Source organism: Mesorhizobium sp. M7A.F.Ca.US.008.03.1.1, assembly GCF_003997495.1.
Taxonomy (GTDB): Bacteria; Pseudomonadota; Alphaproteobacteria; order Rhizobiales; family Rhizobiaceae; genus Mesorhizobium.
On sequence record NZ_RZRU01000036.1, the window covers coordinates 18773 to 44198 of the forward strand.

Below are 25426 nucleotides of genomic sequence, written 5' to 3' on the forward strand. Positions count from 1 at the left end.
GAAAAAGGGGCGGAGCACTGGTTTGCTCCGCCCCTTTTTGGAAATAAAGAAGCTTACGCCGCGCCGACCACCTTGGCCGACTTCTCGAAGCGCTTGCGCTCGTTCGGATCGAGATAGAGTTTGCGCAGACGGATGGTCTTCGGCGTCACCTCGACCAGTTCGTCGTCCTGGATCCAGGCCAAGGCCTTCTCCAGCGTCATGCGGATCGGCGGCGTCAGCTTGACCGCCTCGTCCTTGCCGGCGGCGCGGATGTTGGTCAGCTTCTTGCCCTTGAGCACGTTCACTTCGAGATCGTTGTCTCTGGAATGGATGCCGATGATCATGCCCTGATAGACCTTGACGCCGGGATCGATGACCATCGGGCCGCGGTCTTCCAGGTTCCACATGGCGTAGGCCACCGCCTCGCCCTGCTCGTTGGAGATCAGCACGCCATTGGTGCGGCCGGGCAATTCGCCCTTGTAAGGCTCATAGGCATGGAACAGCCGGTTCATCACGGCGGTGCCGCGCGTGTCGGTCAACAGTTCCGACTGGTAGCCGATCAGGCCGCGCGTCGGCGCGTGGAAGACGATGCGCTGGCGGTCGCCGCCCGATGGGCGCAGCTCGACCATCTCGGCCTTGCGCTCGGACATCTTCTGCACGACGACGCCGGCATGCTCCTCGTCGACGTCGATGACGACTTCTTCGATTGGCTCGAGCAGGTCGCCATTTTCGGCCTCCTGCATGACGACGCGCGGACGCGACACGGCAATCTCGAAACCCTCGCGGCGCATCGTCTCGATCAGCACGGCCAACTGCAATTCGCCACGGCCGGAGACGAAGAACGAATCCTTGTCAGGCGATTCCTCGATCTTCAGCGCGACATTGCCTTCGGCTTCGCGCAGCAGGCGGTCGCGGATGACGCGGCTGGTCACCTTGTCGCCTTCGGTGCCGGCCAGCGGACTGTCGTTGACCAGGAAGGACATGGTCACGGTCGGCGGATCGATCGGCTGCGCATGCAGCGGTTCGCTCACGCTCAGGTCGCAGAACGTGTCGGCGACGGTGCCCTTCGACAGGCCGGCAATGGCGACGATGTCGCCCGCCTGGGCTTCTTCGATCGGCTGGCGCTCGAGGCCGCGGAAGGCCAGGATCTTCGAAATACGGCCGGTTTCGATCTGGGTACCGTCATGGTGCAGCACCTTGACCGGCTGGTTGGCCTTCAGCGTGCCGCTCTCGATGCGGCCGGTGATGATCCGGCCGAGGAACGGATTGGCTTCCAGGATGGTGCCGATCATGCGGAACGGGCCGGGATGAACGGTCGGCTCCGGCACATGCTTGATGACGAGGTCGAATAGCGGCGCCAGCTGTTGGTCCTTCGGTCCTTCCGGATTTTCCGAAACCCAGCCATCGCGGCCTGAACCGTACAGAATCGGGAAGTCGAGCTGCTCGTCGGTGGCGTCGAGCGCGGCGAAAAGGTCGAACACCTCGTTGACCACCTCGACATGACGGGCGTCCGGACGGTCGATCTTGTTGATGACGACGATCGGCTTCAGGCCGACCTTGAGCGCCTTGCCGACGACGAACTTGGTCTGCGGCATCGGCCCTTCGGCGGCGTCGACCAGCACGATGGCCGAGTCCACCATAGACAGGATGCGTTCGACCTCGCCGCCAAAATCAGCGTGGCCGGGGGTGTCGACGATGTTGATGCGGGTGTCCTTCCAGTCGACCGAGGTCGCCTTGGCCAGGATGGTGATGCCGCGTTCCTTTTCGAGGTCGTTGGAATCCATGGCGCGCTCGGCGACGCGCTGGTTGTCTCGGAAGGAGCCGGACTGCTTCAAAAGCTGGTCGACCAGGGTGGTCTTTCCATGGTCGACGTGCGCGATGATCGCGATATTACGGATTTTCATGTTCTGGTCTCGGAAGCGTTGCAGGCAGCAGGCCAAAAGGCGCTGCCTCTTTCGGTTGCGCGGCTCATACAGGGTTTTTCGCAGTTGCGAAAGAGGAGGCGCGTCACCAAATACTCATCAAATCTTAAGCATCTGCGTGTGAGATGATTTCGTTAACCAAGGCGGGAACCTTTCAGGGCCCGGGCAGTTCGAACGTCATGACCGATAAACTCAACCGATTCTGGCCGCTCATCGCGTCCGTTGCCTTCGCTGTCCTGCTGGCGGCCAACGCCGCGCAGTCGGCCGCGACGATGAAGGAATCACGGCCTGCCTTGCCGTCGGAGGCACAGTCGGCCGAGCAGATTTTCGCCGACGCGCCCGACGGCGTCGACCCGGTGGTGACCGGCCCGGTCAGCGCCGCCTTCAAGCAGCGGCGGGACACCGCCAACTGCGACAGCGCCGTCTGGCCGAATATCCCCATGGTCTGCTACCCGGACTAGGACGACTTTACCCCCCTTCCCTTTTGGAAGGGCGAAAAGGCGCGCTTATGCCGACCGCACTGGGTCGAGCGTCACCTTGTAGAGTTCGTTGTCGTCGCGATCCATCAGCCGCACCGTCATCTGCTCGCTAGCGCCTGAAATATCGACCAGCCCGAAGAATTGCAGACCAGCCGAGGGCGGCAGGTTCTGTCCCTGTTCGGCGGTCGGCGCCTTGATGAACTTCAGCTCCGGACCGAACGTCATGTCGAAATCGTTCGGCCCGAACGTTCCGGCATGGATCGGACCCGAGACGAATTCCCAGAATGGATTGAAATCCTGGAACTGCGCCTTGTCCGGGTTGTAATAATGCGCGGCCGTGTAATGCACATCTGCGGTGAGCCATACGGTGTTGCTGATGCCGGCATTCTTGATGAAGCGCAGCAGGTCGGCGATCTCGAGCTCGCGCCCTTTTGGCAGGCCATTGTCGCCATTGCTGACCGCTTCGGCGCCGACTTTCTTGGTGCCATCGTCCCAGACGACGAGGCCGAGCGGCATGTCGGCGGCGATGATTTTCCAGGTCGCCTTGGAATTCGCCAGTTCGCGCTTCAGCCATTTCGTCTGCTGTTCGCCGAGCATGCGCGATTGCGGCGTCATCTCGTCCTGCATGTCGGGACCGTTGGGGCCGCGATAGGAACGCATGTCGAGGAAGAACACGTCAAGCAGCGGTCCATAAGCGATCTTGCGATAGACGCGGCCGGGCTCGGACGGTTCGTAGCGGATCGTCGTCATCTCGTGGAAAGCGCGCGCCGCACGGGCCGCCAGCACGTGGATGGATTTTTCCGTATAGCGGCTGTCGGCGCTGAGATCCTTCGAATCCGACCAGTTGTTCAGAACTTCATGGTCGTCCCACTGGTAGAAGGTCGGGCAGATGGCGCTGAGGCCGAGCACGTTCCTGTCCATCATGTTGTATTTCCACTGGTCCCGGTACTCCTCCAGCGTCTCGGCGACCTTGCGCTTGCCGTCGATCAGCACGACGTTCTTCCACTTGCCGCCGCCGGGCAGGTCGACCTCGTCCTTCATGGCGCCGTCGGCATAGATGGTGTCGCCAGAATGCAGGAAGAAGTCGGGCGTATGCTTGCCGATCGTGGCATAGGTCTTCATGCCGGTCTCGTCGATGCCCCAGCCCTGGCCGGCGGTGTCGCCCGACCAGGCAAAGCGGATGTCGCGCTTCGAGGCCGGCGCCGTCCTGAAGCGCCCGGTGATCGGCTCGGAAACGGCGTTGATGTCGGCGAGATCGGCTGCCGTCATCCGATAGAAGATGTCCTGGTCCGAAGCGAGGTCGGTGAGCAGGCGCTTGACCGTGTAATCGCTGGCCGGCGACGTATCGAGCGGCGCCAGGCGCGTTGCATTGGCGAAATTCTCCGTCGACGACACTTCGAACATGACGCGCGACGGGCGGTCGGTACGCGTCCACACCATGCCGCTGGTTGCGTCGACATCGCCCGACTGGACGCCATGGGTGAAGGCCGGCCGCTGGCTGGCGCGCGAATAGTAGGGCAGCGCCAGGCTCGAAACGCCGGCCAGGCCAACGGCGCCGGCGGAGGTGACGAAAGCGCGGCGGGTGATCGAGAGCTTGTTCATGGCTGTCTCCTGGGTGGCTTGAACGTTGCCACCAAGGTCCAGCGTCAATGTTTCAGGCGCATCTCGGGATGATGAAGGTTTGATAACAATCGACAACCAAGCGGCTGATCTCCCCCCTCGTGGGGGAGATCAGCGCCCGCCGCCGCGCCTACGCCGCCTGCGGCTCCGGCTCGAATGCCGGCTTGCTGGTGTTGATCAGCAGCGAGATACAGGCAGCGGCGATTGCCGTCATGCCGGCGATCAGGAAGGCCAGTTCGTAATTGCCCTGCAACTCGCGCATGGTGCCACCAAAGGCGGCGGCTGTGGCTGCACCGATCTGGTGGCCGGCGACGATCCAGCCGAACACGATCGGCCCGCTGCGGTCGCCGAACGCCTCATTGGCGAGCCTCAGCGTCGGCGGCACGGTGGCGATCCAGTCGAGACCGTAAAGCACGGCGAAGATGATCAGGCTGGTCGCCGAGAAACCGGAATAGGGCAGGTAGATCAGCGACAGGCCACGGATGCCGTAATAGACGCCGAGCAGCTTGCGCGGGTCGTAGCGATCGGTGAGCCAGCCCGACAATGTCGTGCCGATCAGGTCGAAAATGCCCATCATCGACAGCAGGCCGGCGGCCTGCACTTCGCCGATGCCCATGTCGCCGCAGAACGCGATCAGATGCGTGCCGACCAGCCCGTTGGTGGTGAAGCCGCAGACGAAGAAGGTGGCGAACAGATACCAGAACACCCTTGTGCCGGCAGCGCGGCGCAGCGTGTTGAGCGTGTGCGCGAGGAAATTGCCTTGCGACGCGGGCGATGTCGGCGGCACGTCGTCGGCCTCGGCGCCATAACGCACCATGCCGATCGATGCCGGCCGCTCCGGCACCAGCAGCCAGACCAGCGGTATCAGGGCAGCGGTCGCGATCGCGACCGCTATGACAACCGGCTGCCAGCCGCCCGACTGCGCCAGAGCGGCGATCAGCGGTAGGAACACCAGCATGCCCGAGGCGCTGGAGGCCGACATCAATCCCATGACAAGGCCGCGATTGGTCTTGAACCAGCGGTTGACGATAGTGGCGCCGAGCACGCTGGCGACAGCACCGGAACCAATGCCCGAGAACACGCCCCAGGTGATGAACAGATGCCACGGCTTGGTCATCAGCAGGCTGAGCGCGGTCGAGCCCGACATCACCACCAGCGAGGCGAGCAGCGTGCGGCGCAACCCGATGCGCTCCATCAAGGCTGCGGCAAATGGCCCCGTCAAACCGTAAAGCAGAATGCCGACACCGGCGGCCAGCGAGATGATGTCGCGGCGCCAGCCGAAACTGTTTTCCAGCGGCAGCATCATGACGGCGGGAGCGGACCGCAGGCCAGCCGCGACCAGCAGGCAGAGGAAGATGACGCCAACCACGACGAAAGCGTAGCGCTGGCCAAATGGGCGGGATTGAGCTATCATGTTACTGACCGGTACGTTGCAGGGTGGGAGCATGTATACGTACCGATCGGTAACATTGTCAATCGAGTGACACGATGCCAACCGACAAAAATATTGAACTGACCATCAGCGACGGTCATGCATCCGCTCCGCCGAAGGCCGCCAAGAAGATCCTCGATGTGGCCTATGACCTGTTCTACCGGCGCGGCATCAGGGCGATCGGCGTCGACGAGATCGTCAAGCGTGCCGGCGTCACCAAGCCCAGCCTCTACCGTAGCTTTCCGTCCAAGGACGAGCTGGCCGCCTCCTATCTCAGGCAGTACGATCTTGAATATTGGGAGCGTTTCGACGAGGCGGTCGCCGCTCATCCCGGCGACCCGCGCGCGCAGATTAAGGCTTTCCTGACCCGCATCGGCAAGCGCACGCAGGTGGCGGACTATCGCGGCTGCGGCATGACAAATGCGGCGGTCGAATATCCCGACCACAGCCATCCGGCCCGCGTGGTCAGCGAGGCCAACAAGCAGGAATTGCGCCGTCGCCTGCGCGCCATGGCGGTTGAGATGGGCGCGCAAGACCCTGACACGCTCGGCGACGGCCTGCTGCTGCTGATCGAGGGCGCCTATATCAGCGGCCAGCTGTTCGGGCTCGGCGGCCCGGCGCAAGCGGTTTCCCGCAACGCCGACCTGCTGATCGAAGCCAGCTTGAAGAAATAGCGTTTGGCGCTACGCTGCGGCGGCTTGCAACGGAGATTGACCGCCATGCGTGCCATTCTGATCCCGCTTGTTCTGGTCGGTCTCGGACAGGCGGCGCAAGCCGACGGCATTTCCAGCGCCTACACCGATCTGGATTCGAAAAAGGACTGCGTGACCTACGCACAGGCAGAAGAAGGCGACGGCGACTGGGCCGAACTCGCCTGTTCGGGCTATCGCGGCTATCCCGTGCTGATCGCCTATGACGACGCCCGTGAATCGCTGTTCTACGGCTTTCCGCCCGGCGGCGACATGACGAGGGTCTGGGAAAGCTTTTCCGGCTTCAATTCGTCCGGAGCCAAGATCGAATGGCGCATCGAGACCAAGGGCGACAAGGCAGTGCCCTATGCCGCCATCCATCGCCGCTCGATCAGCAATCCCGAGGACGAGAAAAAGCCGACCGAGGTGCTGCTCGTCGCCAAGGTCGGCCAGATGGATGCCCGCGACGGCTGCACCGTCGGCCTGGTGCTGGCCACCGGCAATCCCGCCGCCAACGACCAGGCGCGCAAGCTTGCCGACGACAAGGCACGCACCTTCGCCTGCGGCAAGGACAGACACGCCGTCATCGGCAAAGTGCCGGCTTTCGGCCGGGTGGATAATTAAGCACAGTGGAGGTTGGCCATCGCGCCCGTAGCTTCGTCATGCACGGTCGGAGCAAGGAGCGTAGCGACGCGGCGCAGACCCCTGGAGCTGCTCCGCAGCCCAAGGGATCCATGCCGCGACCTCAACACCGCCGCAGCGTTGCAGAATTCCGTTCCGCCGCGCACGTCGCTTGGCGTCACGGCATGGATACCAGGGTCTCCGCGACGCCGCTTTGCGGCTGCTCCGCCCTGGTATGACGAAGCCCAGCTACTTGCTCGCCTTGGCCCGCTCGATCGCGTCGACGATCATCTTCTTGGCATATTTGGAATCGTGCCAGCCTTCGATCTTGACCCATTTGCCGGGCTCGAGATCCTTGTAGTGCTCGAAGAAGTGCTGCACCTGCTGGCGCGTGATGTCGGGCAGCTGAGTGTATTCGGTGACGTTCTCGTAGCGCAGCGTCAGTTTGGGCGACGGCACGGCGATGATCTTCTCATCCTGACCGGCATTGTCTTCCATGATCAGCACGCCGATCGGCCGCACGTTGATGACGCAGCCCGGCACCAGCGCGCGCGTGTTGCAGACCAGCACGTCGATCGGATCGCCGTCGCCCGACAGCGTGTGCGGCACGAAGCCGTAATTGCCGGGGTAGCGCATCGAGGTGTGCAGGAAGCGGTCGACGAACAGCGTGCCGGCCTCCTTGTCCATCTCGTACTTGATCGGCTCGCCGCCGATCGGCACCTCGATGATGACGTTGACGTCCTCAGGCGGATTCTTTCCGCTGGCTATGGCTTCGATGCGCATGGCTTAAAATCCCTCTCTCGATGGACGATCGATAGCGGGCGGCGCGTCATGGTGCAATGCGGCGAATGGTGCTGGGTGCGAAGGGAACGCCCAATTGCCGAAAGGCCGGGCTGTCATTCCCAGACGAAAGCGACCTTCTTGAGCGCCTTCTGCTCGAAGATCTCGACGCCTTCCGCAACGTCGCGGCCACCGGCGCCGGCATAGAAGGCAAGCGCGTTCTGGTTGTCCTCCAGCGCCCAAACCACCATGCCTTTCAGCCCGTGATCGGCCAGCCGCGCCTTGGCCGCCGAAAACAGGCGGCTGCCGAGCCCGATGCCCTGATATTCCGGACGCAGGTACAATTCGTAGATTTCGCCTTGCTGCCTGAGTTCACGAGCGCGGTTCTTGCCGATCGTCGCATAGCCGGCGATCTTGCCGCCGATTTCGACGACGAGAACGGTGGCGGCGCGTCGAATCGCATTCGCCCACCAGTCGGCGCCTCGACGGTTGATCATCGATGTCAGGGTCCGGTGCGGAATGATGCCGGAATAGGCGCCGCGCCAGGCCTCCAGATGCACCTCGGCGATGGCACTGGCATCGCGCGGGTCGGCTTTCCGGATGTCGATCGTCAGCGTATTCATGATTTGTTAACCATAAACCCGCATCGCCCGATTGCAAGAGTCCGGGCGGCCCGCCGGCTGCTTTCTCACAGGCGATCATCGCCTCAGTGAGAGGCTTCTAGGCCTCTCCGGAAGAACTCAGATTTCGACGAGATGGTCGTCAAGTTCGTTGCTGTCGCCCACTGTGACCGGGAAATGCTCGGCCAGCACCGCACCAACCTGCTCGATCGCCTTGACGAAGCCGTCGGCAAGCCGGTCGTCGCCGGCATGCGCGGTAAGGTCGCGCACGACGCCATCCCAGACATGCTGGCCGACCTTGGCATCGATGCCCGAATCGGCGACCACTTCGGCATAGCGCTCGGCGATCGAGACGAAGACCAGCACGCCGGTGCGCGCCGTGGTGCGGTGGACGTTGCGGGCAAGGAACTGCTTGATCGCGTTGGCGTGTGCCGCCTGGTAGCGCAGCCGCCTCGGCACCAGGTGGATGCGTACGCCGGGCAGTGCCCACAACAAGGCCAGCACGCAGGCAAGCGCCAGAAGCTGGGCGAGTACGAAATGCGGCAGCCGGATCGATAGCCACCAGGCCTCCAGGCCGTAGCCGACCGCCAGGCTGACGATCAGCATGCACACGGTCGCCATGAAGGCGGCCGGGAAGAGATAGCCGTCGCTGGCATGCGCCACGACGCAGTAGATCTCGCCGTCGGTTTTCTCCTCGGCGGCGCGGATCGCGGTTGCGATGCGCTCATGATCCTGCGGGTTGATTGGTCGTATTGCCATGATCTCTCACCAGCTTCCTGAAGAACCGCCACCACCCGACGAGCCGCCGCCACCGGAAAACCCGCCACCGCCGCTTGACCCCGATGACCAGCCGCTGCCCGAACCCGAAGACCAGCCGCTGCCCGACGACGAACCGGTTGTCCAGCCACTGCCCGAGTACCCGCTCGGCCCGCGGCCATAACGAAACGTCATGCCCAGCCATTTGTACACGCCCGGCGACAGCTTCGTGCCGAACATCGGCGGCAGGAACGCCATCGCCATCCCGCCGAAAAACATCGTCGCCCACAGGATCAGGAACACGGCAACGATCGGATCGATGGACGTGCCGTCATCGGCGGGATTGCGCTTGCCTCGCGCTTCCAGCTCCTCCGGATTGCCTTGCAGCACCATGACCATGTCATCGACGGCTTTGCTGATGCCGCCGGAGAAGTCCCCGGCGCGGAAGGCCGGCACCATGTCATTTTCGATGATGAGCTTGGTATGCAGGTCGGTCAGCGTACCTTCCAGCCCATAACCGACCTCGATGCGCATCTTGCGGTCGTTCGGGGCAACCAGCAGGAGCACGCCATTGTTCTCGCCCGCCTGGCCAAGTTTCCAGAAGCGGAACAGCCGGTTGGCGTAGGGCTCGATCTCCTCGCCATCGAGGCTGGGGATCGTCGCTACGACGATCTGGTCGGAACCTTTTGTCTCGAAATCGGCGAGCTTCCGCGTCAGCGCCGTCTTGGTCGCGGCATCGATGATGCCGGCATTGTCGACAACACGGCCGGTCAGCGCCGGCAGGTCGGCCGCGTAGGCCATGACGCATGAGAACAGCACGACCGTAGCAATCAGGACAGCCGAGGCGAGGCGGTCGCGTTTCGACAGGCTGATGCTGGGTATCGTCATGCCGTCACCAGCTTCCCGACGAGCCGCCGCCGCCGGACGAACCGCCGCCGCCGGAAAAGCCGCCACCGCCGCTTGACCCTGAAGACCAGCCGCCGCCCGAACTTCCCGACGACCAGCCGCCTCCGGAGGACCGCCGGCTTGGCTCGAAGGTCATGCCGAGCCAGCGATAGCGGCCGGGACCGAGCTTCTGGCCGAAGATCGGCGGTAAAACGGAAACCGCGATGCTGCCGAAGAAGATGATCGCCCAGATGCTGATGAAGACGGCGAAGAACAAATCGTCGGAATCGGAGGGCGCCTGCTGGTTGCGCTCGCCGCGCGCCTCCAGCTCCTCCGGATTGCCTTCCAGCACCATGATCATGTCGTCGACGGCCTTGGTGATGCCGCCGGAGAAATCGCCGGCGCGAAACGCCGGCACCATGTCGTTTTCGATGATCAGCTTGGTGTGCAGGTCGGTCAGCGTGCCTTCCAGCCCATAACCGACCTCGATGCGCATCTTGCGGTCGTTCGGGGCCACCAGCAGCAGCACGCCATTGTTTTCCTTCGCCTGGCCGAGCTTCCAGAAGCGGAACAGCCGGTTGGCGTAAGGCTCGATCTCCTCGCCATCGAGGCTCGGGATCGTCGCCACGACGATCTGGTCGGAGCCTTTTGTCTCGAAATCGGCGAGCTTCCGCATCAGCGCCGCCTTGGTCGCGGCGTCGATGATGCCGGCATTGTCGACGACACGCCCGGTGAGAACGGGCAGGTCCGCCGCGAAAGCAGTGAAGCCAACGAGCAGGATCGCCATGGCCAACATGGCACCGCCTGTTAGGGTCACGAAACGGCTGTGCCGGAAGGGGCTGATGTATGCGGTCATGTCGTCACCTGCTGCCTTCCAGCACCAAGACCATGTCGTCAACGGCTTTGGAAATGCCGCCGGAGAAATCGCCGGCCCGGAAGGCCGGCATCATGTCGTCTTCGATGACCCGCTTGCTTTGCAGATTGGTGAGTGTGCCTTCCAGGCCATAGCCGACCTCGATGCGCATCTTGCGATCGTTCATCGCCACCAGCAACAGCACGCCGTTGTTCTCCTTGGCCTGGCCGAGTTTCCATGAACGGAACAGCCGGGTCGCATAGGGCTCGATCTGCTCGCCCTCAAGGCTGGGGATCGTGGCGACGACGATCTGGTTGGAGCTCGTCGTCTCGAAGTCGGCGAGCTTCTGCGTCAGCGCTGCCTCGGTAGCAGCATCGATGATGCCGGCATTGTCGACGACACGGCCGGTCAACGCCGGCAGGTCTGCGGCGAGGGCTGTGACGGGGAGGAAGAGAAAACTTAGAATGGCATACAGCACGCCAAGGCTAGCGATCCGTCGCGCCCCCCTCTGTCCTGCCGGACATCTCCCCCTCAAGGGGGGAGATCGACTGTCGCCAATGGTTTCGCCAATCTCAAGCGTTTGAGAAATGGCGCAGTCGGCGAAACTGCCAATCTCCCCCCTTGAGGGGGAGATGTCCGGCAGGACAGAGGGGGGTGTGGACACGCCTGCGGTCCGTATTGTCGCAAAGAGCAGCTTTGCCGATTTCGCGGATCACCCACCCTGCTTCGTGCCGAAATCGACCTTCGGCGGTTGCATCTTGTCTTCGTCGACGGTGAAATTGGCGAAGGGCTCGTTGCCGCGGAACCAGAAGGTCGCCCACAGCACCGAGGGGAACGTCCTCAGCGTCAGATTGTAGTCCCTGACCGCCTGGATGTAGTCGCGCCGCGACACCGCGATGCGGTTCTCGGTGCCTTCGAGCTGGGCTTGCAGCGCCAGGAAATTCTGGTTGGCCTTGAGGTCGGGATAGGCTTCCGAGACCGCGATCAGCCGCGACAGCGCGCTGGTCAGCCCCGCTTGGGCATCCTGAAACTTCTTGAGGGCTTCGGGATCCTTCAGCGTTTCCGGTGTCACCGTGATCTGCGTTGCCTTGGCGCGCGCCTCGACCACCGCGTCGAGCGTATCCTTTTCATGCGAGGCATAGCCCTTGACCGTCTCGACCAGGTTGGGGATGAGGTCGGCGCGGCGCTGATACTGGTTCAGCACCTCGCTCCATGCCGCCCTGGCGTTTTCTTCCGCCGTCGGGATGGTGTTGTAACCGCAGCCTGCAAGCAGTGGCAGCACGATCGCCATCATCAGGAAGGCGGGCAGCGTGCGGAACGTGGACGGCGAGGCAAGGCGCTGGGCAAGCATGATGGGGTCCCTCGGTAGAAGTTGCACGCGAAGCATTACCACAATCAGCGCGCAAGAAAACCGCCCGCGCCGGCAGCCCGCGCCTGGCAGGCCCGATGCCGCTGCAAGGCTCTGTGATTGGCCGTGCGAACGCGATAAGGTCCGGCAAAACGGGACATCATCATGGCGGAGCACCAGGACAGCGAGAAGGAATCGCGCCGTATCCTCGAGCGCATTGCGCGCGAGACGGATCCGGCCGGCAACTCGTTCGTATCGCGGGCCGCGAAAGGCATGCACGATCACGTCACCGCGGCCGATGCCGATCGTGCCGATCCGATCGAAGTCTGGGGCACCCGCTTTGGCCGCACGCTCGGCCTGCTGCTGGCGCTGGGCCTGATGGTCTGGCTCGTGCTTTACGTCATCCGGGGCAGTTAGGAATCAAACGACAATGAGCGCCGAACAAACCGACGCGCCGCGTGCGGTCATCGTCATTTCCAGCCATGTCGCGCGCGGCTCGGTCGGCAACCGTGCCGCCGTCTTTGCGCTGGAGACCCTGGGTTTCCCCGTCTGGGCGGTGCCGACCGTCATCCTGCCCTGGCATCCCGGCCATGGACGGGCAACACGGATCGTGCCGCCGCTCGACCAGTTCAAGGCGCTGATGGCCGATCTCGAGCGGGCACCATGGCTGGGTGAGGTCGGCGCCGTGTTGTCCGGTTATCTCGGCGAGGCCGGCCAGGCCGAGGCCGTCGCCTCGCTGGTCGCCGCCGTGAAGGCAAGGACGCCCGGCGCCGTCTATATCTGCGATCCGGTGATGGGTGATTCGGGCGGCCTCTATGTGCCCGAGCCAACCGCCATCGCCATGCGCGACCGGCTGATGCCGATCGCCGACATAGCCACCCCCAACCGCTACGAACTGGAATGGATGGCCGGCGCCGCGTTGCCAGACCTGAAATCGGTGATCGCGGCTGCGCTCCACGCCGGACCATCGACCATGCTGGTCACCTCGGCGCCGTCGATGATGACGGGCGGCACCGGCAATCTCCTGCTCGATAGCAGCCAGGCGCTGCTCGCCGAACATCGCCTGATCGACAAGCCGCCGAATGGCCTGGGCGATCTGACGGCGGCCGTCTACCTGGCACGCATCCTGTCCGGCCAGCCGCCGATCAAGGCGCTGCAGTCGACGACGGCGGCGGTCTACGAGATCCTGGCGCGCACCGCCAAGCGCGGCGGCGACGAACTGCAGCTCGAAACCGATGCGCAGAGCCTGTCGCATCCGATGGCGATGGTCCAGCTTCGCCACCTCACGCATCCGGGGCGGGGCCGCCGGGCGTGACATCGACCGAGGCCGTGCTTGTCGGCGTCGACGGCTGCAAGGCCGGCTGGATCGCCGTCCGGCGCATTTTTGGCATGGCACCGTCGGTCGGTGTCTTTGCAACTTTCACTGCCCTGCTAGCATCCCTTCCCGAAAACGCTGTCATCGCCGTCGACATGCCGATCGGCCTGCCCGAATTGTCGGGCAAAGGGGGGCGCGGCCCCGAAGCGCTGGTGCGACCGCTGCTCGGGGCACGCCAATCCAGCGTCTTCTCGATCCCCTCCCGTGCAGCGCTCTATGCGGACACCAACGACTTCACCACCGTCGAAGCCTGGTATGCCGCGCACATCAGGGCAAGCGAGGTGGCCCTGACCACATCCGATCCGCCGCGCGGCGTCTCGATCCAGGCGTTCGGCATTTTTGCCAAGATCCGCGAGATCGACGCCCTGCTGATCGCGCGACCCGATTTGCGCGGCCGCGTGTTCGAATCCCATCCGGAAGTCGCTTTCTGCCGCTTGAACGGCGATCAGGCCATGCAACTGCCGAAGAAGATCAAGGGCAGCATCAATCCGGCTGGCATGGCGGAACGCAAGGCGCTGCTCTGCCGGCACGGCTATGAGAAGGACTTTCTCGACCAGCCGCCGCCCCATGGTGCCGCCACTGATGACTTCCTCGACGCAGCCGCGATGACGCTGATCGCCGGTCGCATCGCCGGCGGCGAGGCGCGGCCGTTTCCCGACCCGCCTGGCCGCGACAGCTTTGGCATTCCCGTCGCCATCTGGGCGTAAAGCTGTTGGCCAAGGTTGCGCTCGATGCATGGCATTTCTAGCCAGCCCTCATAATTCTGCATTGCTCGCGACCGGCTTTTGCCGCTAGAGCCTCTTTAGACCGCAACGAGCTGCCGCATCCAACCCGGAAAGGCTCCAGACGCCGCCCATGTCCCATCTCCCTGAACATCTTCTCGCCGGCTACCGCAATTTCATGAATGGCCGCTATCTCACAGAGAGCGGGCGTTATCGAGATCTCGCTCGCGAAGGCCAGGCGCCGGAGACGATGATCGTCGCCTGCTGCGATTCGCGTTCGGCGCCCGAGGCGATCTTCGACGCCGGGCCCGGCGAACTCTTCGTGCTGCGCAATGTCGGCAATCTGGTGCCGCCCTATGCTCCCGACGGCGAGTTCCATTCGACCTCGGCGGCGCTTGAATTCGCCGTGCAGAGCCTCAAGGTCAAGAACATCGTCGTCATGGGCCATGGCCGCTGTGGCGGCATCCGTGCCGCGCTCGACACCAATTCCGCGCCGCTGTCGCCGGGCGACTTCATCGGCAAGTGGATGAGCCTGATCGCGCCGGCGGCCGAAACCGTCTCCTCCAGCACCTTCATGACTGCGTCGGAGCGCCAGACCGCGCTGGAGCGCATCTCGATCCGCTATTCCATCGCCAACCTCCGGACCTTTCCCTGCGTCTCGATTCTCGAGGGCAAGGGGCGACTGTCGCTGCATGGGGCCTGGTTCGATATCTCGACCGGCGAACTCTGGACGATGAATAAGGAGACCGGCGATTTCGAACGGCCGGAGCTGGGATGAAGACAACGGCGCGCAAGGTGGTGAACATCCGGTCGACCGCTTTGACGGCGGCCTCGCTGCTGACAGCCATTATTGCCGCCCGCGCCGATGATCGTGCCCTCATCGGCCGCTGGTATTCGGCGCTGCTGGTCGCCGACCGCACCGAACTGTCCGACCTGCTAGCCGACGATGTCCGCATCAAGCTGGACGACCTCGGCATCGTGCAAAGCAAGCAGGAATTCATCGCTTCGGTCGACGAATGGAAAGGTGCCGTTGCCGGTGCGGCGATCCGGCACAGGATCGAGAAGAGCGAAGATGGCGTCACCACTGTGGTCGCCTGCTACGATTTCCCCAACAACGACATGCTGATGCAGGAAACCTTTGCGGTCACCGACAACCGCATCACCGCCAGTTCGCAAGCGGCGATCGCCGAAAACTGCGACGGCTTCTGAGGCCGATATCGGCCAAATCCGCATATTGCGGGTCGGCCGGCCGCGTCCTACATCGGGTACGACCCACCTGCCTGCCCCCACCAACGAAAGACTGTCCATGCCTTCCACGAAAGCCGTCGACCTCGCCGCCCATCCGCTGACCGCGTGGCAGGGGCCGCTCGGCCTGCCCGATTTCACGCGCATTGGCGACGGCGACTTCTCCCCGATCTTCGATGCGGCGCTGAAGGCGCACGAGGCCGAGATCGAGGCGATCGCCGGCAACAAGGATGCGCCGACCATCGAGAACACGCTTGCCGCGCTGGAACTCGGCGGCGAAGCACTCGACCGCGTCTCATCGATCTTCTGGTGCCGCGCCGGCGCCTACACCAATGACGCGATACAGGCGCTGGAGCGCGATATCTCGCCGAAAATGTCCAGGCATTTCTCGGCGATTTCGATGAATGAGCGGCTGTTTGCCCGCATCGACGATCTCTACCAGCGCCGTGAGAGCCTGAAGCTCGACGCTGAGACCCTGCGGGTGCTGGAAAAGACCTGGAAGGGCTTCGTCCGTTCCGGCGCCAAGCTCGACGCCGACGGCAAGAAACGGCTGGCACGCATCAGCGAGGAATTGTCTTCGCTCGGCACCAGCTTCGGCCAGAACGTGCTGGCCGACGAGCGCGACTGGGCGCTGTTCCTCGATGGGGCCGACCTTGCCGGCCTACCGGACTTCGTGAAAAGCTCCATGGCCGAGGCCGCCGAAATGCGTGGGCAGAAGGGCCGCTATGCCGTCACTCTGTCGCGCTCGATCTATGAGCCGTTCTCGACCTTCTCCGAACGCCGCGATCTGCGCGAGATCGCCTTCCGCGCCTTCACCATGCGCGGGCAGAATGGCGGCGCCACCGACAACACGAACGTGGTGCGCGACATGCTGCGCCTGCGGGCCGAAAAGGCAAAGCTGCTCGGCTATGCCTCTTTCGCCGCGCTGAAGCTCGATGACACCATGGCCAAGACGCCGAAGGCGGTGCACGCGCTACTCGATCCGGTGTGGGAGAAGGCGCTGGAGAAGGCAGCAAGCGATCAGACCGAATTGCAACGGTTGGCGACGGAGGCCGGCAGCAATGAAAAATTCGCCGCCTGGGACTGGCGCTTCTACCAGGAAAAGCTGCGCGCGGAAAAATTCGCCTTCGACGAGGCGGAACTGAAACCCTATCTGCAGCTCGACCGGATCATCGATGCCTGCTTCGACGTGGCGACACGGCTGTTCGGCATCACCTTCGAGGAGAAGAAAGGCATCGCAGCCTGGCACCCCGACGCCCGTGTCTTCGTGGTGAAAAATGCCGACGGCAGCGAGCGCGGCCTGTTCCTCGCCGACTATTTCGCGCGGCCGTCAAAGCGTTCCGGCGCCTGGATGAGCGCGCTGCAGTCCGGCTACAGGCTCGGCCACGGCTCGAAGCCGGTGATCTACAACATCATGAACTTCGCCAAGCCGCCGGTGGGCGAGCCGGCCCTGCTGTCGGTCGACGAGGCGAAGACGCTGTTCCACGAATTCGGCCATGCGCTGCACGGCATGCTGACCGACGTCACCTGGCCGTCGGTCGCCGGCACCTCGGTCAGCCGCGATTTCGTCGAATTGCCCTCGCAGCTCTATGAACATTGGCTGACCGTGCCGGCAGTGCTGGAAAAGCATGCGCTGCATGTCAAGACCGGCAAGCCGATGCCCAAGGCGCTGCTCGACAAGATGCTGGCCGCGCGCACGTTCGGCGCCGGCTTCGCCACGGTCGAATTCACTGCCTCGGCGCTGATCGACATGGCCTATCACGCCCGGCCGGATGCGCCGGAAGCGCCGCTTCGTTTCGAAGCCGAAACGCTCGAGAAGCTGCACATGCCGGACACCATCGCCATGCGCCACCGCACCCCGCATTTCGGCCATGTCTTTTCCGGCGACGGCTATTCGGCTGGCTACTATTCCTACATGTGGTCGGAAGTGCTCGACGCCGATGCTTTCGCCGCCTTCGAGGAAACCGGCGACCCCTTCAACCCGGCGCTCGCCGAGCGGCTGCGCAAGAACATTTACGCCGCCGGCGGTTCGAAGGATCCGGAAGAACTCTACACCGCCTTCCGCGGCAAGATGCCGTCACCGGAAGCGATGATGGCCAAGCGCGGGTTGGTGTAGCAGGAGTAATCTCCCCCTCAAGGGGGGAGAATACCAGCGTCTCCCTTCCAAGGATCCGCAACCCGCGGCCACACCGGCCGCGTCAGCTTGGTGTAGTTGGTCACCGCCGGATTGCTGGGATACGAACTCGGCGCCGAGACATAGATGATCTCGGCGGCGATCGGCTCGAAGCCGGCGTAGAAATGATTGGTCGACTTGATCAGCAGCATGTCCTTGGCCAGCGGATCGACGCCGATGTTGGAGAAGATATCCGGCTCGAAGGTCTGCGTGCGATTGGTGTTGAGGATGATGTCGACTTCGGTGCCTTCGAGGCGGACCAGCGCCGTCGGCCCAAGCGTCACCCGGCTTGGCCCGAAACTTTGCCAACCCTCGGGGACCGCCTTCAGCACGCGCACGCGCGCGTCGATCGGCTCGCCGGCCTGCGGCCCGGCCTTGCCGCCGAAGCGCAGGTCGATGACCGCGCCCTCGCCGGCCGCCAGGCAGAAGGTGACGGCGATCGGATCCCAGATCGTCGCCACGCCGAATTTGTCCAGGCCACGCGCCAGCATCTGGCGCAGCACGAAGGTGCCGTCGCCTGGCACACCGCCGCCGGGATTGTCCCAGATATCGGCGATGACCACCGGCTTGCCCGGATTCTTGGCGCGTACGGCCAAGGCGCGGTCGATGCCGTCGGCGGCGTTCAGCATCGTCATCGCCGTCTTTTCGCGCAGCGCGTAGAGTTCCCGCCCCAGCCGTTCCGCCAGCGCATCGCCCTTGGCCCTGTCATTGTCGGTGACGACCAGGATGCGCGTGCCCATTTCGGCCACGTCGGCCGCCATGAAGCCATGGATGACCGAGACTGACAGCACACCATCCTTGCCGTGCAGCGCCTTGATGCGGTCGACGAAGGAGCGCATCGGCTCGCGGCTGGTCGGCAGCACCTGGATCATGCGGCAGTCGAAGGTCGAGATGACCGGCTTGATCTCACCGCGCACTGCTGCCAGGCCAAGCTCGACGACATGTTCGCCACGCTCGTAGAAATCGGTGTGCGGAAATTCGAGGAAGTAGGCGAGGATATCGGAGGCCGCCACGCGCTTCGGTGTCAGATGGCTGTGCGGATCGAGTTCCACGGCGATCACCACCTCCGGCCCGACCATGGCGCGAACCCGTTCGAGCAGGTCGCCTTCGCAATCGTCATAGCCTTGCGCCACCATGGCGCCATGCAGGCCGAGGATGACAGCATCGACCGGGAGCGCCGCCTCGAGCTGGCCAAGGACCTCGTCGCGCAGCGCCTCATAGGTCTGGCGCTGCACCAGGCCGCCCGGCTCCGCCCAGGTGGCGGTGCCCTCGATGACATCGAGGCTTTCGGCCACCGCACGCCGGCGAAGCGCCACCATCGGCGAGGAGCACAGCGTCGGTGTTTCCGGATGTTTGCCGGGCCCGGCATAGAACGCCATCTCGAACGAAGCCCTATCGGTCGGCACCGGCGAGAAGGTGTTGGTTTCCGTCGCCAGCGAGGCGGTGAAAATGCGCATGAAAGCTCCGTCCGTGAATAGGCGCTATTTGACCGCCCCGAGCGCCAGCCCGCGAACGAGGTAGCGCTGCAGCCAGATGAACAGGATGGCCACCGGCAAGGTCGCCAGCAGCGTCGCGGCCATGACGTGATGCCATTCGATGGTGTAGCGACCGGCGACCAGCGAGAACACCTGGATCGGCAGCGTGTAGCTTTCCTGGCTGCGCAGCATGGTGAGCGCCACGACGAATTCGTTCCAGGCGTTGATGAAGGTGAAGATCGCCGTCACCGCGATCGCCGGCAGGCAGAGCGGCAGGAACACCTTGCGCAAGGTCAGCCAGCGGCCGGCGCCTTCCATCCAGGCGGCCTCCTCGAGATCGCGCGGGATGGTGTCGAAATAGCTCTGCAGCATCCACACCGTGAAGGCGACGTTGAAGGCCATGTAGATGAAGCCGAGCGCCGTCGTGCTCTCGACCAGGCCCCAGGCCGCCATCAGCCGGAACAGGCCGAGCACCAGCACGATCGGCGAGATCATCTGCGAGATCAGCAGGAACTGCCGCAAGGCGCCGTAGCCGGCAAAGCGGAAGCGCGACATCGCATAGGCCGCAGGAACCGAGATCAGGATGGCGCCGACGGTGGCGATCACAGACACGTAGAGCGAATTGAGCAGCGCCTGGCCGAAGCCGGTCGCCACCCACATGTCGGAGAAGTTGGACCAGCGGAATTCGCTCGGCCACCAAGTCGGCGACAGCACTTCCTGTCTTGGCTTGACCGCGGTCAGGAACATCACGGCGAAGGGAAAGAGCGTCACCACGATCAGCGGCGCCAGCAAAAGCCAGGCGATGATGGAGCGCTTCAGCTTGCTCGTCATGTGCGTTGCTCCCGCATCGCCAGCCGCACATAGATCATGGTGAAGACCAGCAAGATGGCGAACATCACCAGCGACACCGCCGATGCTTCGCCGAGTTTGCCGATGCGGAAAGCCAGCTTGTAGAGATGGGTGACCAGGATGTCGGTCGAGTTGGCCGGCCCGCCTTGCGTCATCACCCAGATGATCGGGAAGGAATTGAAGACGTAGATGGTGTTGAGCACGATGGCGATGTTGATGAACGGTTTCAGGAGCGGGAAGGTGATCTCGCGGAACTGCTGCAGCGGCGTCGCCCCTTCGAGCGCCGCCGCCTCGTAGAGGTCGTCGGGGATCGACGACAGCCCGCCGAGGAAGATCGTCGTCGTGAACGGCACCGTCACCAGGATGCCGATCAGCACTTGCATCGGAAAGGCGGTCTCGGCGCTCGCCAGCCACTGGATGTTATGGTCGATGAGGCCGAGGCCGATCAGCGCCGAATTGAGCATGCCGCTTTCGCCGCTCAACGCCCAGCGCCAGACCACCGCAGTCATGGTCAGCGACACCGCCCAGGGCAGCATGATGATGACGCGGGCGATGCCGCGGCCATAGAAATCGGTGTTGAGGATCATCGCCACCGGGATCGACAAGAGAAGCGCGCCGCCGACCACCATCACCGTCCATTGGCCGGTGCGCCAAAGCGCGGCAGTGAAGTCGGGATCGGCAGCGAGTGCCGCGAAATTGGCGAAGTCGTTGAAGTCGCGAAGCTGGCCGAAGCGGCTGACGTCATGCGTCGAGATCTGGATCAGGTCCCAGACCGGCCAGAAGATGACCACCGCCGCCAGAAGCAGGCTGGGCAAGGTCAGGAGATAGGGCAAGAAACGGTTTTGCATCGGCTGGCCTGCAACCTCGGTGCGCTGGATCAGAAGGTCTGCTTATGCGAATTTCGGATCCGCTGCACCGGGCCGGGAACCAAGCGTGGCGCGCCCCGCTTGAGCGGAGCGCGCCACAGGCGCAGGGAGATACGCCCTATTTCTTCAGCACGGCGTTGGCCTTGGCGGCTGCGTCTTTCAAACCGGCCTCGGGGTCGCCGCCGAGATAGATCTTCTGCATGGCGTCCGACGTGATCTGGGCGACCTCTTCCCAGCCCGGGATGACCGGCGCGAAGCGGGCGTCTGGCAGCAGCGCGGTAAACGCGGCCAGATCGGCATTGTTGACGTAGTAGTCCATTTTCGCCTCTTCCTTGTTCACCGGCAGGAAGCCTTCGCCCTGTGTGAACTTGGCGCGCTGCTCCGTGGTGAACAGGAAATCGAGCAGCTTCCAGGCCTCGTCCTTGTTCTTGGAGTTCTTGAACATGATGATGGAATCGGTGACGCCATAGGTGCCGCGCGCGCCGGTCGGTCCGGCAGGAATGGCTGCCACGCCATATTTCAGGTTCGGCGCCTCGTCCTTGATCTGGTTGGACAGGAAGGGTGCGGTGATCATCATGCCGACCTTGCCCTGCTTGAACAGGTTCTGCACGTCCTCGCGGTTGTTGGAGGTGACGCCAGGCTCCGTCAGGCCTTCGTCGATCATCGACTTGTAGAGCTTGGCGGCCTCAAGCGCACCTGGCGTGCTCAGGCCCGAAGTGCCGTCCTTGTTGAGGATCTCGGTGCCCTGCGACCACATCGCATAGTAGTAATAGACGTCGGTCTCGATCTCCTTGCCCTGCAGGCCGAAGCCGAACGTGCCGGACCCCAACGCCTTGATCTTGCGCGCATCGTCCTGCAGCTCGGTCCAGGTTGCCGGCGGCTTGGCGATGCCGGCTTTCTCGAACAGCTCCTTGTTGTAGTACATGGCGCGCGCCGAAGCGGCGATCGGCAGGCCATAGGTCTTGCCGTCCATGATCGAGGGCGACAGGAAGGTGTCGATGAAACGGTCCTTGAAGTCGGGCTTGATGTAGCCGTCGAGCGGCTCGGCGACGTCCTGCTGGACGAAGTCGATCAGCCAGCGCGTGCCGATGATCGACAGATCGGCATTGGTGCCGGCGGTGATGTCGGTGGTCAGCTTCTGCAGCAGCACATCCCACGGCACCACTTCGAACTTGACCGTGATGCCGGGGTTCGCCGCCTCGAATTCCTTCTTGACGTCGGCGAAATAGGGAGCAGTCTTGGCGCTGTACTCGGCGACGGTGACGCGCACCTCGCCCGCATCCGCCTGCGCCGCAATTGCCAGCATGCTCATTCCGGCCATCAGGCCGGCAGTCCATTTTGCAAGGCTCATTTGATCTCTCCCATTTTGATTTTGCGCCTGCGCCTCTTCCTGCCGGAGCAGAAGATTTATGTGACTTTCCTACATTATCGATGATTTGAAGGCTTGCAAGCGGATTATTCTGTTGCTTAATTACATTTACAGGCCTAGGCCTTATGCGATTTGTCAGAACTCCCGGAGGACGACGCACGGTGGTTTCGCAAACCGAATTCGAAGGCAGGGCCGAGTTCGAGGGCAAGACTGTCGTGGTGACGGGTGCTGGCGGCGGCCTCGGCACGGCCATCGTGGCGCTGATGGCGCAAAGGGGCGCCAGGGTCGTCGGCTGCGATCAGTCAAGCGAGGCGCTGAACGATCCCAACATTGCCTCTCGCCACGTCTTCGATCTTCTCGACAGGCCATCGATAGCGACGGCGATCGCCGCGATCCTCGACCGGGATGGGGTGCCCGACATTCTCGTCAACAATGCCGGCTGGACGCGCGCCGAGACGATTTCGGCGCTCGATCCCGACAGAATAGAGCAGGAACTCGACCTCAACCTGACCGGCGTGATGAATTTCGCCGATCCGCTGGTCAAGGCGATGGCTGGCCGCGGCTCGGGCAGCGTCGTCTTCATCTCCTCTGTCAACGCCATCGCGCATTTCGGCAATCCCGCCTATGCCGCGGCCAAGGCCGGCATCAACGCCTATGCCAAGGCGATCGCCGTCGAACTCGGCCGCAGCGGCCTGCGCGCCAATGTCGTCTGTCCCGGATCGATCCGCACCGCCGCCTGGGACCATCGCCTTGCCAAGGATTCCGAAATCCTCGGCAAATTGCAGCGGCTCTATCCGCTCGGCCGCATCGTCAGCGCTGCGGAAGTGGCGGAGGCCGTCGCTTTCCTTGCGTCCGATCGCGCATCGGGAATAACAGGCGTGGTGATGCCGGTGGACGCGGGACTGACCGCCGGTTGCCTGCCCTTCATCGACGACATATTGGGAGCGTGAGCATGACCGACGTCGAGTTCCGCGACCTGTCGAAATCCTTCGGGCAGCACAAGATCCTCGAGAACATCAGCCTCGATATCAAGAGCGGCGAGTTCGTCGTCCTGGTCGGCCCGTCCGGCTGCGGCAAGTCGACCTTGCTGCGCATGCTGGCAGGGCTGGAGACGATCACCTCCGGCGACCTGTTGATTGGCGGTGTGCGCGCCAATGCGCTGCCGCCGCAGCAGCGCAACATCGCCATGGTGTTCCAGTCCTATGCACTGTTTCCGCATCTGAAGGCGTCAGATAATATCGGCTTTGGCCCGAAGATACGCGGCGAGACGCGAACAGTGGTCGATGAGAAGGTCAAGAAGGCGTCGGGGGTCCTCAATCTCTTCTCCTATCTCGACCGCTATCCCCGCCAGCTGTCGGGCGGCCAGCGCCAGCGCGTCGCCATGGGCCGCGCCATCGTGCGCGAACCGTCGGTGTTCCTGTTCGACGAGCCACTGTCCAACCTCGACGCGCAATTGCGCGTGCAGATGCGCGTCGAGATCAAGGCGCTGCACCAGCGACTGAAATCGACGATCGTCTATGTCACCCACGACCAGATCGAGGCCATGACGATGGCCGACCGCATCGTCGTGATGGACCGCGGCAGGATCCAGCAGGTCGGGGCGCCGCTGGAACTCTATGACAGGCCGGCCAACAAGTTCGTCGCCTCCTTCCTCGGCTCGCCGTCGATGAGTTTCGTTTCGGGTTCGCTCAAGACGGCAGCTCAGAAAACCTGGTTCGAATCGGCCGGTGGCGGGCGGCTTGCGCTTGCCGGTAAACAGGTGCCGGCCGACAGCGTGGTAGAGGCTGGCATCCGGCCCGAGCATTTTGTCATCGGCGAGGCTGTCGACGCGATGGCGATCAGGGTGGATGTCGTCGAGCCCACCGGCTCCGAAACACATGTCTACGGCGCTATCGGTGCTGATACGGTACGCGCCGTGTTCCGCGACAGGGTGCCGGTCAGGCCGGGCGATCTGCTGCCGGTGAGCGTCGCTCCCGGCAACATCCATCTGTTCGACAAGACGACGGGTCTGCCTCTATGAGAATATCAGCATGAAGACGCCGGCCGACATCATCACGCGCCTGCAGCTGATGTCGCAGGACGGAACGAAGTCGGATCGCAAGCTGGCCGGTTTCGTCCTGGCCGACCTCGACTTTGTCTCCAAGGCGGCCATTTCGGAAATTGCCGCGCGCGTCGGCGTCAGCGAGCCGACGGTGACGCGGTTCTGCCGCAACCTCGGTTGCGAGGGCCTGCGCGACTTCAAATTCTATCTGGCGCAGGCCATCGCCATCGGCGGCCAGTATCTGTCCCCGGAGCCGTTGAGCCGCGATGCCCGCGAACAGCGCATCGCTTCCGCCATCACCGAAGCGGCGATATCGGCCATCCAGCGCGCCAGCGAAAACCTCGACATGACGACGCTGGTCGCCGTTGCCGCGCGGATCGCCGTTTCGGGCAATGTGCTGTGCGTCGGTTCCGGCGGCATTTCCTCGATGATGGCGACCGAAATGCAGAACCGGCTGTTCAGGCTGGGCGTGTCGGTGCTGGCACAGATCGACGGACAGCTGCAGCGCATGTACGCCGCCGTCGCCACGCCCGAGACCACGGTGATCGCCTTCTCCGTCTCCGGCTATGCGCGATCGGTCATCGATGCGGTCCAGGTCGCCCAGCAATATGGCGCCACGACAATCGCCATCACCCCGCCGGACTCGGCACTCGCCAAGGCCGCCGACACGGTCATCCATTTCCAGTCGCTCGAGGACGGCAATATCTACAAGCCGACATCGTCGCGCTATGCGCTGCTGTCGATCGTCGACATGATCGTCACTTCGGTCGCCGAGACGCGCGGACCAAGGGTTTTGGAGAATCTGCGCCGCATCAAGCAGAGCGTGAACACGTTGAAGGTCGACGATCCGCGTTTGCCGCTGGGGGATTGAGCCCTCCAGCAAGGACATCAGGACTGATGGCCGAGCGCCTCGATGCTTTTCGCCAACGTCGCCGGATCGCCTTCAATGCGCACGGTCTTCAGACGCGCGGTGCCGCCGGCGACAACCGAGACAGCGGACCTGGGCACGTCCAGAGCCTTGGCCAGCAGCTTTTCGAGAGCATGATTGGCGGCGCCGTTTTCCGGCACGGCGCGGACGCGCGCCTTCAGATGGCTTCGCCCGTCCGCCGTGATCTCGAAGCCTTCGAGCCTGTCCAGCGCAGCCTTTGGCGTCAGCCGGACAAACAGCTCGGCGCCGTTTTCGCGCAGGCGAAAGGGCGTGCTCATCAGGCAACCTCACGATTGCGTTGAATCAGTTTAAGAGCTGATTGGGCGTTGGTCCCGCGCCACCGTGACGACCGCCTGTGGTGCTCGCCCTTCGAGGGCCCGCATGAGACCTGCGGCGTTG

26 protein-coding genes and 1 pseudogene are annotated in these 25426 nt (G+C 63.6%); 12 read left to right on the forward strand and 15 right to left on the reverse strand.

The genetic code is table 11. The features are described from left to right. Positions 1-53 precede the first annotated feature (53 nt). Positions 54-1883 carry a translational GTPase TypA gene (gene typA / locus EOA16_RS30705; protein WP_127261487.1) on the reverse strand — a complete coding sequence of 610 codons (1830 nt, stop codon included), beginning with the start codon at positions 1881-1883 and terminating at the stop codon, positions 54-56. A gap of 197 nt (positions 1884-2080) precedes the next feature. Here typA and EOA16_RS30710 point away from each other — a divergent pair, with 197 nt between their 5' ends. Then, on the forward strand, positions 2081-2362 hold the full coding sequence (locus tag EOA16_RS30710) for a hypothetical protein (protein ID WP_245456064.1): 282 nt from the start codon (positions 2081-2083) through the stop codon (positions 2360-2362). Positions 2363-2407: 45 nt separating this feature from the next. On the opposite strand, the gene EOA16_RS30715 is transcribed toward EOA16_RS30710, so the two are convergent. Beyond that, positions 2408-3982 carry an alkaline phosphatase gene (locus EOA16_RS30715; RefSeq protein ID WP_127261489.1) on the reverse strand — a complete coding sequence of 525 codons (1575 nt, stop codon included), beginning with the start codon at positions 3980-3982 and terminating at the stop codon, positions 2408-2410. 148 nt (positions 3983-4130) lie between these two features. Next, a complete protein-coding gene (locus EOA16_RS30720; RefSeq protein ID WP_164754439.1) occupies positions 4131-5414 on the reverse strand; it encodes an MFS transporter in 1284 nt (427 codons plus the stop codon). A gap of 74 nt (positions 5415-5488) precedes the next feature. Between EOA16_RS30720 and EOA16_RS30725 the strand changes: the two genes are divergently transcribed. Together EOA16_RS30725 and EOA16_RS30730 are read left to right on the forward strand one after the other, a co-directional pair. After that, positions 5489-6106 (forward strand): TetR/AcrR family transcriptional regulator, encoded by a 618-nt coding sequence (locus tag EOA16_RS30725; protein WP_127261491.1) that lies wholly within the window; start codon positions 5489-5491, stop codon positions 6104-6106. A 45-nt stretch (positions 6107-6151) separates the two neighbouring features. Further along, entirely contained in the window at positions 6152-6745 is a 594-nt protein-coding gene (locus tag EOA16_RS30730) for a hypothetical protein (protein ID WP_127261492.1), read from the forward strand. Between the two features lie 246 nt (positions 6746-6991). On the opposite strand, the gene ppa is transcribed toward EOA16_RS30730, so the two are convergent. The 7 genes and pseudogenes from ppa to EOA16_RS30770 form a co-directional block, all read right to left on the reverse strand. Then, positions 6992-7525, reverse strand: coding sequence for an inorganic diphosphatase (gene ppa / locus EOA16_RS30735; RefSeq protein ID WP_013528997.1), 534 nt, complete (start codon positions 7523-7525; stop codon positions 6992-6994). A gap of 113 nt (positions 7526-7638) precedes the next feature. After that, on the reverse strand, positions 7639-8145 hold the full coding sequence (locus EOA16_RS30740) for a GNAT family N-acetyltransferase (RefSeq protein WP_013528996.1): 507 nt from the start codon (positions 8143-8145) through the stop codon (positions 7639-7641). Between the two features lie 117 nt (positions 8146-8262). Further along, positions 8263-8901 carry a TPM domain-containing protein gene (locus EOA16_RS30745; protein ID WP_127261493.1) on the reverse strand — a complete coding sequence of 213 codons (639 nt, stop codon included), beginning with the start codon at positions 8899-8901 and terminating at the stop codon, positions 8263-8265. Between the two features lie 6 nt (positions 8902-8907). Further along, positions 8908-9786, reverse strand: a complete 879-nt coding sequence (locus EOA16_RS30750) for a YgcG family protein (RefSeq protein ID WP_127261494.1) — start codon at positions 9784-9786, stop codon at positions 8908-8910. A gap of 4 nt (positions 9787-9790) precedes the next feature. Further along, positions 9791-10579, reverse strand: coding sequence for a YgcG family protein (locus EOA16_RS30755; RefSeq protein WP_245456066.1), 789 nt, complete (start codon positions 10577-10579; stop codon positions 9791-9793). A 70-nt stretch (positions 10580-10649) separates the two neighbouring features. Next, positions 10650-11129: pseudogene (locus tag EOA16_RS30760) on the reverse strand (YgcG family protein); the annotation flags it as partial. A 219-nt stretch (positions 11130-11348) separates the two neighbouring features. After that, a complete protein-coding gene (locus EOA16_RS30770; protein ID WP_127261496.1) occupies positions 11349-11987 on the reverse strand; it encodes a LemA family protein in 639 nt (212 codons plus the stop codon). Positions 11988-12149: 162 nt separating this feature from the next. Between EOA16_RS30770 and EOA16_RS30775 the strand changes: the two genes are divergently transcribed. The 6 genes from EOA16_RS30775 to EOA16_RS30800 all read left to right on the forward strand — a co-directional run bounded on the left by EOA16_RS30775 (position 12150) and on the right by EOA16_RS30800 (position 17442). Then, positions 12150-12401, forward strand: a complete 252-nt coding sequence (locus EOA16_RS30775; protein ID WP_127261497.1) for a hypothetical protein — start codon at positions 12150-12152, stop codon at positions 12399-12401. Positions 12402-12414: 13 nt separating this feature from the next. Continuing rightward, positions 12415-13299: a pyridoxal kinase PdxY gene (pdxY, locus tag EOA16_RS30780; protein WP_127261498.1), complete on the forward strand. Its 885-nt coding sequence runs from the start codon at positions 12415-12417 to the stop codon at positions 13297-13299. Continuing rightward, positions 13296-14066: a DUF429 domain-containing protein gene (locus tag EOA16_RS30785; RefSeq protein WP_127261499.1), complete on the forward strand. Its 771-nt coding sequence runs from the start codon at positions 13296-13298 to the stop codon at positions 14064-14066. Before pdxY ends, EOA16_RS30785 begins: the two co-directional genes overlap by 4 nt. 148 nt (positions 14067-14214) lie before the next feature. After that, positions 14215-14859, forward strand: a complete 645-nt coding sequence (locus EOA16_RS30790) for a carbonic anhydrase (RefSeq protein ID WP_023811712.1) — start codon at positions 14215-14217, stop codon at positions 14857-14859. Then, positions 14856-15290 (forward strand): nuclear transport factor 2 family protein, encoded by a 435-nt coding sequence (locus EOA16_RS30795; protein WP_127261500.1) that lies wholly within the window; start codon positions 14856-14858, stop codon positions 15288-15290. The genes EOA16_RS30790 and EOA16_RS30795 overlap by 4 nt, the downstream gene beginning before the upstream one ends. A gap of 97 nt (positions 15291-15387) precedes the next feature. Then, positions 15388-17442: a M3 family metallopeptidase gene (locus EOA16_RS30800; RefSeq protein WP_127261501.1), complete on the forward strand. Its 2055-nt coding sequence runs from the start codon at positions 15388-15390 to the stop codon at positions 17440-17442. Between the two features lie 17 nt (positions 17443-17459). On the opposite strand, the gene EOA16_RS30805 is transcribed toward EOA16_RS30800, so the two are convergent. The 4 genes from EOA16_RS30805 to EOA16_RS30820 form a co-directional block, all read right to left on the reverse strand. After that, entirely contained in the window at positions 17460-18956 is a 1497-nt protein-coding gene (locus EOA16_RS30805; RefSeq protein ID WP_127261502.1) for a M81 family metallopeptidase, read from the reverse strand. Between the two features lie 24 nt (positions 18957-18980). Next, a complete protein-coding gene (locus EOA16_RS30810; RefSeq protein ID WP_013528984.1) occupies positions 18981-19805 on the reverse strand; it encodes a carbohydrate ABC transporter permease in 825 nt (274 codons plus the stop codon). Further along, a complete protein-coding gene (locus EOA16_RS30815) occupies positions 19802-20671 on the reverse strand; it encodes a sugar ABC transporter permease (protein WP_127261503.1) in 870 nt (289 codons plus the stop codon). The genes EOA16_RS30810 and EOA16_RS30815 overlap by 4 nt, the downstream gene beginning before the upstream one ends. A 136-nt stretch (positions 20672-20807) precedes the next feature. Further along, complete coding sequence (locus EOA16_RS30820; protein WP_127261504.1) at positions 20808-22040, reverse strand: sugar ABC transporter substrate-binding protein; 1233 nt, start codon at positions 22038-22040, stop codon at positions 20808-20810. Between the two features lie 179 nt (positions 22041-22219). Between EOA16_RS30820 and EOA16_RS30825 the strand changes: the two genes are divergently transcribed. Genes EOA16_RS30825 through EOA16_RS30835 form a run of 3 tightly spaced genes read left to right on the forward strand, consistent with a single transcriptional unit; the run spans position 22220 to position 24970 of the window. Then, positions 22220-23008: an SDR family oxidoreductase gene (locus EOA16_RS30825; RefSeq protein ID WP_127261505.1), complete on the forward strand. Its 789-nt coding sequence runs from the start codon at positions 22220-22222 to the stop codon at positions 23006-23008. A gap of 2 nt (positions 23009-23010) precedes the next feature. Next, positions 23011-24078, forward strand: a complete 1068-nt coding sequence (ugpC, locus tag EOA16_RS30830) for a sn-glycerol-3-phosphate ABC transporter ATP-binding protein UgpC (RefSeq protein WP_127261506.1) — start codon at positions 23011-23013, stop codon at positions 24076-24078. Between the two features lie 10 nt (positions 24079-24088). Next, complete coding sequence (locus tag EOA16_RS30835) at positions 24089-24970, forward strand: MurR/RpiR family transcriptional regulator (protein ID WP_127261507.1); 882 nt, start codon at positions 24089-24091, stop codon at positions 24968-24970. A 17-nt stretch (positions 24971-24987) separates the two neighbouring features. On the opposite strand, the gene EOA16_RS30840 is transcribed toward EOA16_RS30835, so the two are convergent. Continuing rightward, a complete protein-coding gene (locus EOA16_RS30840) occupies positions 24988-25305 on the reverse strand; it encodes a DUF167 family protein (protein WP_127261508.1) in 318 nt (105 codons plus the stop codon). Positions 25306-25426: the final 121 nt, after the last annotated feature.